Source organism: Bradyrhizobium sp. 142, assembly GCF_023074015.1.
Classification (GTDB): Bacteria; Pseudomonadota; Alphaproteobacteria; order Rhizobiales; family Xanthobacteraceae; genus Bradyrhizobium.
The window spans coordinates 16,520-30,477 of sequence record NZ_JADPKQ010000455.1; the positions used below are offsets into that span (position 1 = coordinate 16,520).

Here is a 13,958-nt window from a genome sequence, read left to right on the forward strand (position 1 = left end):
CAGCTTGTCGTCTTAGTGCGCACCAAAACTGTTCCAGACGAGGCCGACGCCCGACAGGAACAACAGGCCGAGCACGACATCGCCAAAATGCTTGTCGCTCAGGGCGTGATAGACGCGCGCACCGGCCCAGGCGCCGATCAGCGTGCCTGGAAACGCGACCAGCGCAAGCCAGACCACCTTCAGCTCGACCAGGCCTGACGCGGTCTGCAACACCAGCGCGGTAGCAAGCACCGTGAAATTGAAGAGCTGGAAGATGCCGCGCCGCTCGTGCTTGTTCCAGCCGCGAATGTTGGCCCACAGGATCGGCAGCGGCCCCGACAATCCGGCAAGCCCTCCCAAAATGCCGCCGGCAAAGCCGATCGCGCCGTCGGCGACCCGGCCGCCGAATTTGAAAGCGAGCGGCTTCTTGTTCAGGTAGAGCGCGCTCGAAAACATCAGGAGCAGCACGCCGACGCTCAGCTTGAATACTCTTGGATCGGCGGAGGCGACCAGCATCGTTCCCAGCGGCACTCCGATCAGTCCCCCGATCAGGAACGGCCAGACCAACGAGAGATCAAAACTCTTCCACATCGACGGCAGCGTCGAGGTCTGCGCGATTACCGAGCAGATCAGCACCAAGGGCACCGCGAGCGAGGGCGGCAGCACGTAGAGCCAGATGCCGAGCGCCATCAGCGCCGTGCCGAACCCGGCGAGGCCCGAGACGAAGCCGCCGGCCAGCGCGCCGAACAGCAGCAGCGCGTAGTTGGACGCTTCCACCAATGATTCCCTGTCGCTTCCCGCGATCCCGAAGCGGTGATCTCCGCTTGGCGCATAGCACAGATGCGGCCGGAGCGGTCAATTTCAAAACCGTACGCAAGCGTGATGTCCCGAGGCGGGCGTTCGGATCATGCTCTAGACGATCTGCCTGGCGTCGGTGGGCTTGTGCAACGCGCCGACGAGTATGCGTAGCGCTTGCGCCAATTCCGCTCTGTTCCGCGCCGCGCCGAGCGAAACACGCGCCGCATGCGGCGGTGTGCCATTGACGGCAAAGTCATCGGCGGCCACGACTGCGAGCCCATTGCGCAACAGATGCCCGGCGACGTCGGGGCGACCTTCGGGCAGCCGCAGCCACAGATGATGCGCGGCCGGCTTGGCCAGGAACTGAAAGCCCTTCAGCGCGCGCTGCGCGAGTTGCTGGCGGCCGACGGCTTCGTTGCGGATGGCGGTGATGATGCGATCGGCGATGCCGCTCTCGAGCCAATGCGTCACCAGCGCGACCATCAGCGGTGCCGGCATCTGCACGGTGGCCTGCAGATAGCTCTGCATCTCCTGCTGCGCGCCGCTGTCGGGCGTCACAAGATAAGCGACGCGCAGCGCCGGCGCGATGCATTTTGACAGCGTCGTCGCCAGATACGTCCGCTCCGGAATGAGGTTGGCGATCGGCGACGCCGAGCGATCAAGCAGCCCGTAGGCATCGTCCTCGATCAGCGTGGTGCCGGCATCGTGGATGATCTGTGCGATCGCGCTACGCCGCTCAGGGAGAAGCGTGGCGGTGGTCGGATTGTGCAGCGTCGGGATGAGGTAGACGGCTTTTGGCTTAAGCGCGCGGCAAGCCTTTGCCAGCGCGTCGGGCAGGATACCGCCATCATCCATCGTGACCCCGGCAAGCTTGACGCCGAGCCGCGCCGCGGCCGCCTTGATGCCCGGGAAGGTGAGCGCCTCCGTCAGCACGACGTCGCCGGGCCGCGCGAGGCAGGCGAGCAGGTTGAACAGGATCGTCTGCGCGCCCGGATAGATCACGAGCCGGTCGGCATGCGCATGCGGAACGCGTGCACGCATCCACCTTGCCGCGACCTCGCGCTCATGCGCGCTGCCGCCGGGCGGCTGGTAGTTGAGGTGTGCGGTCAATCCCGATTGCGCGCGGATGGCCTCGAGCCCCGCTATGATGCGCTCGTCGAGCTGCGCTTCGAGAGGATGCGGCGGCACGTTCATCGAGAGGTCGATCGCGACGGGATGCGGCACGTCGACCGCGCGGCGCGCGCTGGTCTCCGACACGAACGAACCCTGCCCGACCCGGGCCTCCAGGATCCCGCGACGCCGCGCCTCGGTGTACGCGCGCGTCACCGTGGTCAGGTCGACGTCGAGCGCTTTTGCCAGCGCGCGCTGCGTCGGCAATTGCTGGCCGCGCACCAGCCGGCCGGCCGCGATATCGGCCTCCATGGCATCGACGATGCGCTGGTAGCGCGGCCCGCTTAGCTCCAAGATTGTAGGGATCCAGTCCATGCAAATATGGCCCATACCCTTTGAATGTATGGAAGCAAGATATTATTGTATGGATCGTTAGAAAGGAAAGGGGTGGGTCATGGCGACCAGTTCAGTCTCTCTTGCAAAGGCGATGTGGCGCGGTTTTCGCAGCAAGTGTCCGAACTGCGGGGAAGGGCACATGTTCAGCCGCTTCCTGAAGGTCGCCGATAGTTGCGACCACTGCGGCGAGGAGCTGTCTCACCAGCGCGCCGACGACTTTCCCGCCTATCTCGTGATGGTCGTGGTCGGCCATCTCGTGGTGCCCGCGATCCTCGCGGTCGAGACCGCCTATGCGCCGCCGGTCTGGCTGCAACTGGCGGTGTGGCTGCCGGTGACGCTGTTCGCCTCGCTCGCATTGCTGCAGCCGACCAAGGGCGCCATCGTCGGACTGCAATGGCAGCTCGGCATGCACGGGTTTGAGGCGGGCAAACTGCGGCGCGGGGCAGGGCAGCTCTCGCCGGTTCTGGTGGAAGCTGCGCGGCACTGATCGACGCCGTCATTCCGGGGCGTGCGTGCGCAGCACGAGCCCGGAATCCATTTTTCAACGAACTCTGCGGGCCAATGGATTCTCTGATGCGCAATTGCGCATCATAGTTCTCGCTTCGCGAGCCCCGGAATGATGAGCTCCCAAAGTGGTGAGGGGCCCGATGCGGTCAGCATCGAACCCCTCGTTGCAAGATATCAGCCGGCCTGTAAGCCGGGTTCTGTAGGGCACCGCCTGCTTGCGCCGGCGATACGTGACGGCCATTCCTCTGGGACCATGTTTGCACATGGCCTCGAGCAACCTACCCGGACGGCGGGCCTGACATCGCCCCGCGGCGTTATCGCTTGCGCGAACAGCCCGCTTAAGCCGTCCCTATTCGGTTTTGCTCCCGGTGGGGTTTACCATGCCGGCCCCGTTGCCGGAGCCGCGGTGCGCTCTTACCGCACCTTTTCACCCTTACCCGCCTATGCAGCTTGCGCTGCTTCGGCGTGGCGAGCCCGAGGGCTTGTCACGCCATAGCCCCGTTAGGGGCGACGGCGGGCGGTTCGTTCTCTGTGGCACTTTCCCTGAGGTTACCCTCGCCGGACGTTATCCGGCACCGCATGTCAAGGGAGCCCGGACTTTCCTCCCCGGCGGCCTTTCGGCACTTGCAAGGGCGGCCGTCCGGCCGACTGACGGGTTACGCATGGGCATTTGTGACGGTTCCGTCAAGCAGAGATCGCCGCGCACACGGCCTGCAAATAATTTATCCTGAAGATGTCGTTTGGCGTGTGCCCCGTTCGACTGGATGTCGGCAACCCAGCCGAACCACAGGAGTGAGCAATGCAGTACCTACTGCTGATCTACCGGAACGAAGCGAAATTGGTCAACATGTCCCCCGCGGACCGTCAGGCAGTGACGGCGGAATACGGTGCGTATACCCAGTCCATCGTCCAGAGCGGTCATTTCAAGGCTGGCGACGGACTTCAGCCGACCACGACGGCAACCACCGTGCGCGTGCGCGAGGGCAAGACCCTGACAACCGACGGCCCGTTCGCGGAAACGCGTGAGCAACTCGGCGGCTATTATCTGGTCGAGGCCAAGGATCTCGACACCGCCATTGCGCTAGCGGCGCGAATTCCCGAGGCCAGGGAAGGGTCGATCGAGGTCAGGCCGGTGATGATCTACAACAAGTGATCTCTCCTACCGACATCGAGACGATCTTTCGCGACGAGGCGGGGCGGGCGCTGGCCACCCTGATCCGCCTCGTCGGCGATTTCGATCTCGCCGAGGACGCGCTCCAGGATGCCTTTGCGGTCGCGGTGGAGCGTTGGTCTACGTGCGAGGTGCCCGACAATCCGCGCGCCTGGCTGGTCAATATCGGCCGCAACAAGGCGATCGACCGCATTCGCCGCCGGGCTATTTTTCGCGCCAAGCAGCAGGCGCTGGTGCAGGAGCTCGAGCTCAATGTGCACGCGCCCGACGAGCCGCCGGCAATGCTCGACGACGACATGCTGCGGCTGATCTTCACCTGCTGCCATCCCGCATTTGCGCCCGAGGTCCAGGTCGCGCTGACGTTGCGCACCATCTGCGGCCTCTCCACCGCGCAGGTCGCCCGCGCCTTTCTGGTCAGCGAAGAGGCGATGTCGCAGCGGCTCGTCCGCGCCAAGCAGAAGATCAGGCTCGCCGGCATACCCTACGAGGTGCCGGAGCGCGACGCGCTGGCGCCGCGGCTCGACGGCGTGCTCGCCGTGATCTATCTCGTCTTCACCGAAGGCTATGTGGCGACTTCGGGCACGGACCTGATGCGGCCCGACCTCGCGGTCGAAGCCATTCGGCTCGGCCGCTTGCTCGATCGGCTGATGCCCGATCGCGCCGGGATCAAAGGCCTGCTCGCTCTGATGCTGCTGCATGACGCGCGGCGCGCCGGGCGCGAGACCGCAGCCGGCGACATCGTGCTGCTGGAAGAACAGGACCGCACGCTGTGGGATCGCGCGCAGATCGAGGCGGGATTGCTGCTGGTGGACGACGCGCTTCGCGCGCCCGGCCGGCCGCACCCTTATGCGGTGCAGGCCGCGATTGCCGCGCTCCACGCCCGCGCGCCGAGCTACGCGCAAACCGACTGGCCGCAGATCGCCGGGCTTTATGAGGTGTTGCTGCGAATCAACCCATCTGCGGTGATCGAGCTCAATCATGCCGCGGCCGTGTCGATGGTTGACGGGCCGGGACGCGCGCTCGATCTCGTCGACGCTATCGCCGCGCGCGGCGGGCTTGACGGCTATGAGATGTTGCCCGCGGTGCGGGCGGATTTGTTGCGGAGGCTTGGACGGAAGGACGAGGCGCGCGCTGCGTATGTTGCGGCGACGGAGGCGACACAGCTGGAGCCGTTGCGGAGATTGTATGCGCGGCGGATGAACGAACTTGGCTAGCCGCCAAAACCTCCGTCATTGCGAGCGCAGCAATCCAGTCTGCCTCCGCTGAGACAGTCTGGATTGCTTCGTCGCAAGAGCTCTCGCAATGACGAGCATGTGGTTAGCATCGTCACTTCGCCGCCACCGCCGTCCCTTCCGCCGGAAGGCTCGCCAGCAGCGCTTGCAATGTCGACAGCGTCGAATGATCCGCGACGCCATCGAGGCGCGCCGGGCGGAAATGGCGCTGGAAGGCGGTGACGACCTCCATCGTCGCAGCGTCGTATTTGCCGGTCAGCGGCACGCCGTAGCCGTATCTGGCGAGCGCCTGCTGCAGGCTCAGCACCTCGTCGCTGATGGTGCCGAGCATCAGGCTTTCGCCGCGCACGACAGGTGCGGGCGTGACCCAGTGGCCGACGCCTGAGTTGGCCAGCGAATGCCACGGAAATTTTTCGCCGGGGTCCTTTTTGCGCGCCGGCGCGACGTCGGAATGGCCGAGCACCCGGTGTGCCGGCACCTTGCGGCGGAGCATGATGCCGCGACACAGCGCGATCACGGCTGCGATCTGGCGCAGCGGAAATTCCGGATAGCCCCAGTCATGGCCGCGATTGACGATCTCGATGCCGATCGAGCAGGAGTTGATGTCGTCCTCGCCGGCCCAGGACGACATGCCGGCGTGCCAGGCGCGCTTGGCCTCCTGCACGCATTGCACGATGCGACCGTCCTCGAGCACGACATAGTGCGCCGAGACCTCGGTGCCGGCGGAGCAGAGCCGCGCCAATGCGCCCTCGACGTCGGGCATGCCGGTATAGTGCAGCACGATCATATCGGGCTGCCGTCCCTTGTCGCGGTCGCCGTGGTTCGGCGAGGGGATGATGTCCGACACGATCGAGGAATCCGGGTCGAACGTCCGCATGATCGCCGCAGTCTTGGGAACCGGGAGAACGCGTTGACGCTTCGAGTCGGGTCCAGGTGGCGCGGGCGAACCGGGCGGCATAGGCAGCTCAAATCGAACGGGGGAACCATAGGCCGTTAAGGCCCTCACTTTACTATTCCTTTACCCTCCCGCCGGCGCAATCGCGCGGGGCGGTTAACGGATGCATTTTGCGCCTTGTGTGTGGATGAAGCATCACCGGCTCGCGACCTTTTCCACTTGTAAGGAAACGATCAACGCTTTCTTAACGCTAAGGGCCGTTACTGAGAGGTGAAGAGCCGACCCGCGTCCGGAGGCGGCCAAGGCGTTTTTGGCTCGAAATTCCATGGCTGCCCGACAAATTCCACTGGGAACACCGGGTTTGCTGCCCGGGGCGACCGGGTTCGGCAGCCATGTTGCACAGGGGTTGGGTCGTGGAACCGCCGCGACGCGGAACAATTCGAGGCGCAATGGGCTTGCTCGCCCCCAATTTGGTATGGATGTTCGTTCGAACGTCCCATTGGGCGCTCGGCAGGCGTGCCGCATGAGCTCGGTTCCGCATATCCCCGTCCTTGGCCGCGAGGCCATCGACCATCTCGCACCGCGCGAGGGCGGCATCTATGTCGATTCCACTTTTGGCGGCGGCGGCTACAGCCGCGCCATCCTCGACGTGCCGGGAACCCGTCTGATCGCGATCGATCGCGACCGCACCGCGATCGCTGATGGTGCCGAGCTGGTCGAGCGCTCCGCGGGCCGGCTGACGCTGGTCGAGGATCGCTTTTCGAACCTTGATGAGGTCTGCGCGGCGCAAGGTTTTGATGCCGTCGACGGCGTCGTGATGGACGTCGGCGTTTCCTCGATGCAGCTCGACCAGGCCGGTCGGGGCTTCTCGTTCCGCCTCGACGGTCCGCTCGACATGCGGATGGGGCAGTCGGGGCCGACCGCGGCCGACGTTGTCGCGCGCGCCTCGGAAGCCGATCTCGCCGACATCATTTATCTCTTCGGCGAGGAGCGGCATTCGCGCCGCGTCGCCCGCGCCATCGTGGCGGACCGACAAGAGACGCCGTTCACGACCACGCGCGCGCTCGCCGATCTCGTCGCCAGGGTGGTTCGTTCAAAGCCCGGGGACATCCACCCCGCGACGCGGACGTTCCAGGCCCTGCGCATCTTCGTCAACGAAGAGCTCGAGGAACTCCAGACTGCGCTGGCGGCAGCCGAACGCGTGCTGCGGCCCGGCGGCCGGCTCGTGGTGGTCTCGTTCCACTCGCTGGAAGACCGCATCGTCAAGAATTTCCTGTCCGAGCGATCCAGGACCGGCGGCGGCTCGCGTCATCTGCCGGAAATGGCGCAGACGGCACCGAGTTTCCAGCTTCTGACGCGGCGGCCCGTGATCGCAGGCGAAGAGGAAGTTGCGCGCAATCCGCGTGCCCGTTCCGCCAAGCTTCGTGCCGCCGAGCGTACGGCGGCGCCCGCGCATGACGACGGCGAGCCGTCGTCATGGCCAAGACTCTCCGACGTGATGAGGGGTGGCTAGCGCATGCGCATCATCCACCTCCTCGTCATCGGCGCGCTGATCTTCGCGGCCGCCTATGTCTACCGGATCAAGATGGATTCCACGGCCCGCACCGAGAAGGTGTTGCGGCTGCATGCGGAGATCCGCGAGCAGCGCGACGCCATCGCGGCGCTGCGGTCCGAATGGGCCAAGCTCGATGCACCGCTGCGCCTGCAAGGCCTCGCCGAGCGGCATCTGCCGCTGAAGCCGGTCAATGCGACGCAATATGACTCATTGAAGAATCTGCCGGAGCGTCCGCCGCGGATGTTCAGGCCAGGCGAGCCCGATCCGATCGGGTCCATGATCACCACCATCGAAGCTGCGAGCGATCCGGATACGGTGACGGGCTCGGTGCCTCAGCCCGAGGACAAGCAATGAGTGCTGCAACTCCGGCCAAGCCTGTTGAGAAATCAAATGAGCCTTGGCGGCAGCGGCTGATCCGCAGCCTGCTCTACGGGCGCAATGTCGACCGTGCCGCGAAGGCGCGGGCGCGTGTCGGGCTGGCGATCCTCGCCTTCGCCGGGGTCTATGCGTTGATCGGCGGCCGGCTCGTGATGTTTGCGATCGGCGCCGACGCCCACGGCGCGCGGCGCGCCGCGGCGCAGGAGGTGGTCGCGACCGCGCGGCCCGACATCGTCGACCGCAACGGCGCGATCCTCGCAACCGACGTCAAGGCGTCGAGCCTGTTCGGCGAGCCGCGCCGCATCATCGACAAGGACGAGGCCATCGAGCTGCTCACCGCGACCGTGCCCGACCTCGACGAGGCCGAGGTGCGCGAGCGCCTGAAGACGCGCAAGGGCTTTGTCTGGCTCAAGCGCGAGATCACGCCGAAGCAGCAGCAGGACATCCACAAGCTCGGCATTCCCGGCATCGGATTCCTGCGCGAGAACAAGCGCGTCTATCCGACCGGCAACGAGGTCGCTCACCTCATCGGTCTGGTCAACATCGATAACCAGGGCATCGCCGGCATGGAGAAGTGGCTCGACAATCAAGGGCTCGCTGATCTCCACCGCGCCGGCTTTGCCACCGACCGGCTGCAAAAGCCTGTCGAACTCTCGGTGGACCTGCGCGTCGAGCACGCGCTACGCGACGAGCTCTCGAAGGCCAAGGAAAAGTTCCACGCCAAGGCGGCGTCCGGCATCATCTCCAACGTCAAGACCGGCGAGATCGTCGCGCTGGTTTCGCTGCCGGATTTCGATCCCAACAATCCCAAGGAAGCCCACGACCCCGATCGCATCAACCGCCTGACCACCGGCGTCTACGAAATGGGATCGACGTTCAAGGCGTTCACGCTGGCGATGGCGCTCGATTCCGGAAAGATCAACCTGAACTCGTCGTGGGACGCGCGCGGAAACCTGCACTATGGCAAGTTCACCATCCATGACAGCCATCCGCTCGGTCGGTTCATCAACACCAAGGAAGTGTTCACCTACTCGTCGAATATCGGCGCCGCGCGGATCGCGCTCGGCCAGGGCGTCGAGGCGCACAAGGCGTTCCTCGCCAAGATGGGCCAGTTGACGCGGCTGCGCACCGAGTTGCCCGAGAGTGCGGCTCCGCTGGTGCCGCGCCGCTGGAGTGAGCTGAACACGGTTACCGTCGCGTTCGGTCAGGGCCTGTCCGTGGCGCCCCTCCAGGCAGTGATGGGCATCAACGCCCTGGTGAACGGCGGCTACCTCATTCCGCCGACATTCATGAAGCGCAGCGAAGCGGAAGCGGCGGCGCTGGCCAAGCGCGTGATCAAGCAGGAGACCAGCGACAAGATGCGGTTTCTGATGCGGCTGAATGCCGAGATCGGCACCGCCAAGACCGCCGACATCAAAGGCTATTACGTCGGCGGCAAGACCGGCACGTCCGAGAAGGTCATCAATGGCCGCTATGCCAAGAAGCGGGTGCTCAACTCCTTTACGGCGATCATGCCCTGCGACGATCCGAAGTATCAGATCCTCGTGATGCTGGACGAGCCGCAGGCGCTGCCGGAGACCCACGGCTTCATCACCTCGGGCTGGAATGCGGTGCCGACGGGCGGCAAGGTGATCGAGCGGATTGCGCCGCTTCTGGGCGTCGAACCTCGCTTCGATCTGCCGCCGTCCGAGCGCCTTATTCTTGCAGCATCCAGAGCAACCCAGTAATCAACGGGTAGCCCGTCGCCGGTGCTGAGTCGGTACTTTACGGCGATTCGGCGTTCCGGCACGGCATGTCGACTGGAAGACCATGAAACTGCGCGATCTCCTTGGCCAAGATGTCCTTGGTAATGATGCCGCGATCGAGCCCGCCGCTGCCGCGCTCGATGTGACGGGGCTTGCGCTCGACAGTCGCGCGGTCAAGCGCGGCGATGTTTTCTTCGCACTCGCAGGCAGCAAGACCGACGGCGCGCGCTTCATCGATGCGGCCGTTGCCGCAGGCGCGGTCGCCATTGTCGGCGACCATCCGCCGGCGGGCTGCGAGGTGCCGTTCATCAGCGTCGCCAATCCGCGCCGCGCGCTGGCGCTGGCCGCGGCGAGCTTCTTCCCCTTGCAGCCGGCGACCATAGCCGTGGTGACCGGCACCAGCGGCAAGACCTCGGTCGCGGCGTTCACGCGGCAGATCTGGGAGCGGCTCGCGCATGTCTCCGCCAGCATCGGCACCATCGGCCTAGTGTCGCCGAAGCGCACGGTCTATGGCTCGCTGACGACGCCCGATCCGATCGCGCTACACCGGCAATTGGATGAGATCGCGCGCGACGGCGTCACGCATCTCGCCTTCGAGGCGTCTTCGCACGGGCTTGATCAGTATCGTCTCGACGGCGTGCGCGTCTCCGCCGGCGGCTTCACCAACCTCTCGCGCGACCACATGGATTACCATCCGACCGTCGCGCATTACCTGGCCGCAAAACTCAGGCTGTTTCGCGAACTGGTTCCGCCGGGCGGCGCCGCGGTGATCTCGGCCGATCACGACTGCTCGGCTGAAGTTGTTGAGGCGGCGAAAACGCGCGGCCTGCGCGTGATGCCGGTCGGTCGTAACGGCGATGGCGCAGGCGAGGGCATTCGTCTCGTCGATGCCGTGGTCGAAGGCTTCTCGCAAGTGCTTGCGCTCGAACACCGCGGCAAGCGGCATTCGATCCGGCTGCCGCTGGTCGGCGAATTCCAGATCGAGAACGCGCTGGTGTCGGCCGGCCTTGCGATCGGCACCGGCAGCGATGCGGCGAATGTGTTTGCGAGCCTCGAACATCTCGAAGGCGCAAAGGGCCGGCTGGAGCGCGTCGGCGAGCGCAACGGCGCGCCGATTTTCGTCGATTACGCGCACAAGCCCGATGCGCTGGCGAAGGCGTTGCAGGCGCTGCGCCCTTATGCCAGGCGAAGGCTGATCGTCGTGTTCGGCGCCGGCGGCGATCGCGATGCCGGTAAGCGGCCGATCATGGGTGCGATCGCGGCGGAGAACGCCGACGGCGTCATCATCACCGATGACAATCCGCGCAGCGAGCAGCCGGAAGCCATTCGCGCCGCAATCCTCGCGACCGCAAAGGGCGCGCGCGAAATCGGCGACCGCGCCGCGGCGATCCGCACCGCGATCGAGGACCTGCAAGAAGGCGATGCGCTACTCATTGCCGGCAAGGGCCACGAGACCGGGCAGATTGTCGGCGGCCAGGTGCTGCCCTTCAGTGATCACGAGGCGGTCGCCGCCGCATTAGCGTCGAGGGTTGCATGAGTGGGCCACTATGGACAGTTGCCGAAGTGGCGCGTGCGCTGGGTGTTGCCGGAACATTCCCGGACACGCCAATCGATCTCGTCACCCAGGACAGCCGGCTGGTGAAGCCGGGCAGCCTGTTCGTTGCGCTCAGCGGCACGCCGAGCGGCGGCTTCGTCTCGGCCTTCGCCAGTGCGCGTGACGGATGGGATTTCGCGGGCAAGGCCGAAGCTTCCGGTGCGGCCGCAATGATCGTGCCGCATGAGATCGCCGGCATCCGCATCCCGCAAATCATCGTGAAGGACACGCTGATCGACGGTCTCTGGGGTCTCGCACGCGCCGCACGCGCGCGCTTCAACGGGCCGGTGATCGGGCTGACCGGCAGCGCCGGCAAGACCAGCACCAAGGAATTTCTCGCGGCCTATCCGAACGCCTATGCGAGCCCGTCGAGCTTCAACAATTTCTGGGGCGTACCGCTGACGTTGTGCAACGCTAGGCCCGATGCGAGCCTCTGGGTGGTCGAGATGGGCATGAACCAGCGTGGTGAGATCGCGCGGCTCAGCGAATTGACGCGGCCGACCGTCGCCCTCGTCGTCAACGTCCAGCCGGTGCATCTGGAAAAGCTCGGCTCGCTCGAAGCGATCCGCCGCGAGAAGGTGTCGATCGCACTCGGTTTGCCCCCGGACGGCGTGCTGGTGCTGCCGGCCGGGATCAAGGCGCCCGAATGGAAGGGCAAGGTCGTACGTTTCGGCGAGAATGCCGAGGTGCACGAGATCACGCACGCCCCGCATGGCGAGAGTTGGCAGGTGGTCGCCGGGATCGGCAAGAAGGAGCTCGCATTCAGCCTGACGCCGGGTGCGCCGCACCGGGTGCAGAATGCGCTTGCGGCACTCACCGCGATCCGTGCGGCGAGCCTCGATGCGGCGACGCTCGCGATCAAGCTCGACCGGGTCGGCATCATGACCGGCCGCGGCGTCGAGCAGGTCGTCGGCGGCGTTACCGTGATCGACGATAGTTTTAACGGCAATCCAGCCAGCGTGGCTGCTGCGCTACAAAGCCTTCAGGCGCGTCACGTGAACGGCGGTCGCCGCATTGCGGTGCTCGGCGACATGCTGGAATTGGGCGATGACGCACCGAGCTATCACACCGGCCTCGCCGGGCATCTCGCAGGGATCGACGGCGTCTATTGCGTCGGGCCGCTGATGCGCCACCTCCACGACGTGCTGCCGGCCGGCAAAGCCCTCGGCTGGCATGACGATCCCGCCACGCTGCAGCCCAATGCCGTCGCAGGCCTGCTGAAGGCAGGCGATGTCGTGGTTGTCAAGGGCAGCAAGAAGATGTTCTGGGTCAACAAGTTTGTGCCGGCCCTGGTGGCCGCCTTGCAGGCAAAGGCGTAAACTGCTTGGAAGGCGCTGTTCCAGATCCCACCCTTTGCGGCGCGAAGTCGTCCGGTTTCTTAGAGGTCGCCCGACCATGACCAAGACCAGCGAAACCAAGACCAGCGAATGCGCGTGAGGCACTGAGGCCGGTCAAGGCCAAGCTCGCGTGCAAGGCGCCATAGGACCTTCTGAATGTTTTACTGGCTGATCGAGCTCTCCAACACATTTCCGGGCTTCGGTGCGGTTCGCACCTTCCTCAACGTCTTCCGTTATATCACCTTCCGCACCGGTGGCGCCGTCGTCACCGGGGCGCTGTTCGTGTTCCTGTTCGGGCCCTGGATCATCGATCACTTGCGCATCCGCCAAGGCAAGGGTCAGCCGATCCGGGCCGATGGCCCGCAATCGCATCTCAGCAAGAAGGGCACGCCCACCATGGGCGGGCTGATGATCCTGTCCGGCCTCACGGTCGGCACGGTGCTGTGGGCTAATCCGCTCAACCCCTACGTCTGGATCGTGCTCGCGGTGACCCTCGGCTTTGGCTTCGTCGGTTTCTATGACGATTATCTCAAGGTGACCAAGCAGACCACGACCGGGTTCGGCGGCAAGCTTCGCCTGCTGATCGAGGCGGTGATCGCGCTGGCCGCCTGCTATGCGCTGGTGCGGCTCAATCGCGATCCCGCGTCGACCGCGCTGACGATTCCTTTCCTCAAGGATACGGTGCTGCATTTCGGCTGGTTCTTCATCGTCTTTGGCGCCTTCGTCATTGTCGGCGCCGGCAATGCGGTGAATCTCACCGACGGTCTCGATGGCCTCGCCATCGTGCCCGTGATGATCGCGACCGCGAGTTTTGCGATGATCGCCTATCTCGCCGGCAACGCCGTATTCGCAGACTATCTGCAGATCAAATACGTCGCCGGCACCGGCGAGCTCGCGGTGCTCTGCGGCGCGCTGCTGGGGGCGGGGCTCGGCTTCCTCTGGTTCAACGCGCCGCCCGCCTCGATCTTCATGGGCGACACCGGCTCGCTCGCGCTCGGCGGCATGCTGGGTGCGATCGCGGTGGCGGTGAAGCACGAGATCGTGCTCGCGGTGATCGGCGGCCTGTTCGTGCTGGAGGCGGTCTCCGTCATCGTCCAGGTGGTGTCGTTCAAGCTCACCGGAAAACGCATCTTCCGCATGGCGCCGATCCATCACCATTTCGAGCAGCTGGGCTGGACCGAGCCGCAGATCGTGATCCGCTTCTGGATCATTTCGGTGATGCTGGCGCTCGCCGGCCTGTCGACGCTGAAGCTGCGGTGAG

At 65.3% G+C, this 13,958-nt stretch carries 12 protein-coding genes and 1 other RNA gene; 9 read left to right on the forward strand and 4 right to left on the reverse strand.

Annotated features, from left to right (window positions below; genetic code table 11):
- Positions 1 to 12 precede the first annotated feature (12 nt).
- Positions 13 to 756 (reverse strand): sulfite exporter TauE/SafE family protein, encoded by a 744-nt coding sequence (locus IVA82_RS41780; protein WP_247382570.1) that lies wholly within the window; start codon positions 754 to 756, stop codon positions 13 to 15.
- Between the two features lie 135 nt (positions 757 to 891).
- Entirely contained in the window at positions 892 to 2,262 is a 1,371-nt protein-coding gene (locus IVA82_RS41785) for a PLP-dependent aminotransferase family protein (RefSeq protein ID WP_346658681.1), read from the reverse strand.
- A 79-nt stretch (positions 2,263 to 2,341) separates the two neighbouring features.
- On the opposite strand from IVA82_RS41785, the gene IVA82_RS41790 reads away from it, so the two are divergent.
- The gene (locus tag IVA82_RS41790) at positions 2,342 to 2,770 is read left to right on the forward strand and encodes a DUF983 domain-containing protein (RefSeq protein ID WP_247382568.1); all 429 of its coding nucleotides are present in this window, start codon (positions 2,342 to 2,344) and stop codon (positions 2,768 to 2,770) included.
- 190 nt (positions 2,771 to 2,960) lie between these two features.
- Here IVA82_RS41790 and rnpB read toward each other — a convergent pair.
- Positions 2,961 to 3,442: RNase P RNA component class A (gene rnpB / locus IVA82_RS41795), an RNA gene on the reverse strand.
- Between the two features lie 147 nt (positions 3,443 to 3,589).
- Here rnpB and IVA82_RS41800 point away from each other — a divergent pair.
- Together IVA82_RS41800 and IVA82_RS41805 are read left to right on the forward strand one after the other, a co-directional pair.
- Positions 3,590 to 3,943: a YciI family protein gene (locus tag IVA82_RS41800; RefSeq protein WP_219683419.1), complete on the forward strand. Its 354-nt coding sequence runs from the start codon at positions 3,590 to 3,592 to the stop codon at positions 3,941 to 3,943.
- Positions 3,943 to 5,175: a sigma-70 family RNA polymerase sigma factor gene (locus tag IVA82_RS41805; protein WP_247382582.1), complete on the forward strand. Its 1,233-nt coding sequence runs from the start codon at positions 3,943 to 3,945 to the stop codon at positions 5,173 to 5,175. The genes IVA82_RS41800 and IVA82_RS41805 overlap by 1 nt, the downstream gene beginning before the upstream one ends.
- 112 nt (positions 5,176 to 5,287) lie before the next feature.
- On the opposite strand, the gene IVA82_RS41810 is transcribed toward IVA82_RS41805, so the two are convergent.
- Positions 5,288 to 6,070 carry an N-acetylmuramoyl-L-alanine amidase gene (locus tag IVA82_RS41810; RefSeq protein WP_247382567.1) on the reverse strand — a complete coding sequence of 261 codons (783 nt, stop codon included), beginning with the start codon at positions 6,068 to 6,070 and terminating at the stop codon, positions 5,288 to 5,290.
- Positions 6,071 to 6,611: 541 nt separating this feature from the next.
- Between IVA82_RS41810 and rsmH the strand changes: the two genes are divergently transcribed.
- The 6 genes from rsmH (at position 6,612) to mraY (ending at position 13,957) form a co-directional block, all read left to right on the forward strand.
- Positions 6,612 to 7,601 carry a 16S rRNA (cytosine(1402)-N(4))-methyltransferase RsmH gene (gene rsmH / locus IVA82_RS41815; protein WP_247382566.1) on the forward strand — a complete coding sequence of 330 codons (990 nt, stop codon included), beginning with the start codon at positions 6,612 to 6,614 and terminating at the stop codon, positions 7,599 to 7,601.
- A gap of 3 nt (positions 7,602 to 7,604) precedes the next feature.
- Positions 7,605 to 7,997, forward strand: coding sequence for a hypothetical protein (locus IVA82_RS41820; RefSeq protein WP_247382565.1), 393 nt, complete (start codon positions 7,605 to 7,607; stop codon positions 7,995 to 7,997).
- Positions 7,994 to 9,748 carry a penicillin-binding protein 2 gene (locus IVA82_RS41825; protein ID WP_247382564.1) on the forward strand — a complete coding sequence of 585 codons (1,755 nt, stop codon included), beginning with the start codon at positions 7,994 to 7,996 and terminating at the stop codon, positions 9,746 to 9,748. Before IVA82_RS41820 ends, IVA82_RS41825 begins: the two co-directional genes overlap by 4 nt.
- 82 nt (positions 9,749 to 9,830) lie before the next feature.
- On the forward strand, positions 9,831 to 11,303 hold the full coding sequence (locus IVA82_RS41830) for a UDP-N-acetylmuramoyl-L-alanyl-D-glutamate--2,6-diaminopimelate ligase (RefSeq protein WP_247382563.1): 1,473 nt from the start codon (positions 9,831 to 9,833) through the stop codon (positions 11,301 to 11,303).
- On the forward strand, positions 11,300 to 12,679 hold the full coding sequence (gene murF / locus IVA82_RS41835) for a UDP-N-acetylmuramoyl-tripeptide--D-alanyl-D-alanine ligase (RefSeq protein WP_247382562.1): 1,380 nt from the start codon (positions 11,300 to 11,302) through the stop codon (positions 12,677 to 12,679). Before IVA82_RS41830 ends, murF begins: the two co-directional genes overlap by 4 nt.
- 174 nt (positions 12,680 to 12,853) lie before the next feature.
- On the forward strand, positions 12,854 to 13,957 hold the full coding sequence (gene mraY, locus IVA82_RS41840; RefSeq protein ID WP_247382561.1) for a phospho-N-acetylmuramoyl-pentapeptide-transferase: 1,104 nt from the start codon (positions 12,854 to 12,856) through the stop codon (positions 13,955 to 13,957).
- Position 13,958: the final 1 nt, after the last annotated feature.

What these genes read in the sequence shown, in the direction of transcription:
- IVA82_RS41800 (WP_219683419.1), top strand. Translation starts at nt 3,590, where the DNA reads ATGCAGTACCTACTGCTGATCTACCGGAACGAAGCGAAATTGGTCAAC.
- murF (WP_247382562.1), top strand. Translation starts at nt 11,300, where the DNA reads ATGAGTGGGCCACTATGGACAGTTGCCGAAGTGGCGCGTGCGCTGGGT.
- IVA82_RS41825 (WP_247382564.1), top strand. Translation starts at nt 7,994, where the DNA reads ATGAGTGCTGCAACTCCGGCCAAGCCTGTTGAGAAATCAAATGAGCCT.
- IVA82_RS41820 (WP_247382565.1), top strand. Translation starts at nt 7,605, where the DNA reads ATGCGCATCATCCACCTCCTCGTCATCGGCGCGCTGATCTTCGCGGCC.
- rsmH (WP_247382566.1), top strand. Translation starts at nt 6,612, where the DNA reads ATGAGCTCGGTTCCGCATATCCCCGTCCTTGGCCGCGAGGCCATCGAC.
- IVA82_RS41810 (WP_247382567.1), bottom strand. Translation starts at nt 6,070, where the DNA reads ATGCGGACGTTCGACCCGGATTCCTCGATCGTGTCGGACATCATCCCC.
- IVA82_RS41785 (WP_346658681.1), bottom strand. Translation starts at nt 2,262, where the DNA reads ATGGACTGGATCCCTACAATCTTGGAGCTAAGCGGGCCGCGCTACCAG.
- IVA82_RS41790 (WP_247382568.1), top strand. Translation starts at nt 2,342, where the DNA reads ATGGCGACCAGTTCAGTCTCTCTTGCAAAGGCGATGTGGCGCGGTTTT.
- IVA82_RS41830 (WP_247382563.1), top strand. Translation starts at nt 9,831, where the DNA reads ATGAAACTGCGCGATCTCCTTGGCCAAGATGTCCTTGGTAATGATGCC.
- mraY (WP_247382561.1), top strand. Translation starts at nt 12,854, where the DNA reads ATGTTTTACTGGCTGATCGAGCTCTCCAACACATTTCCGGGCTTCGGT.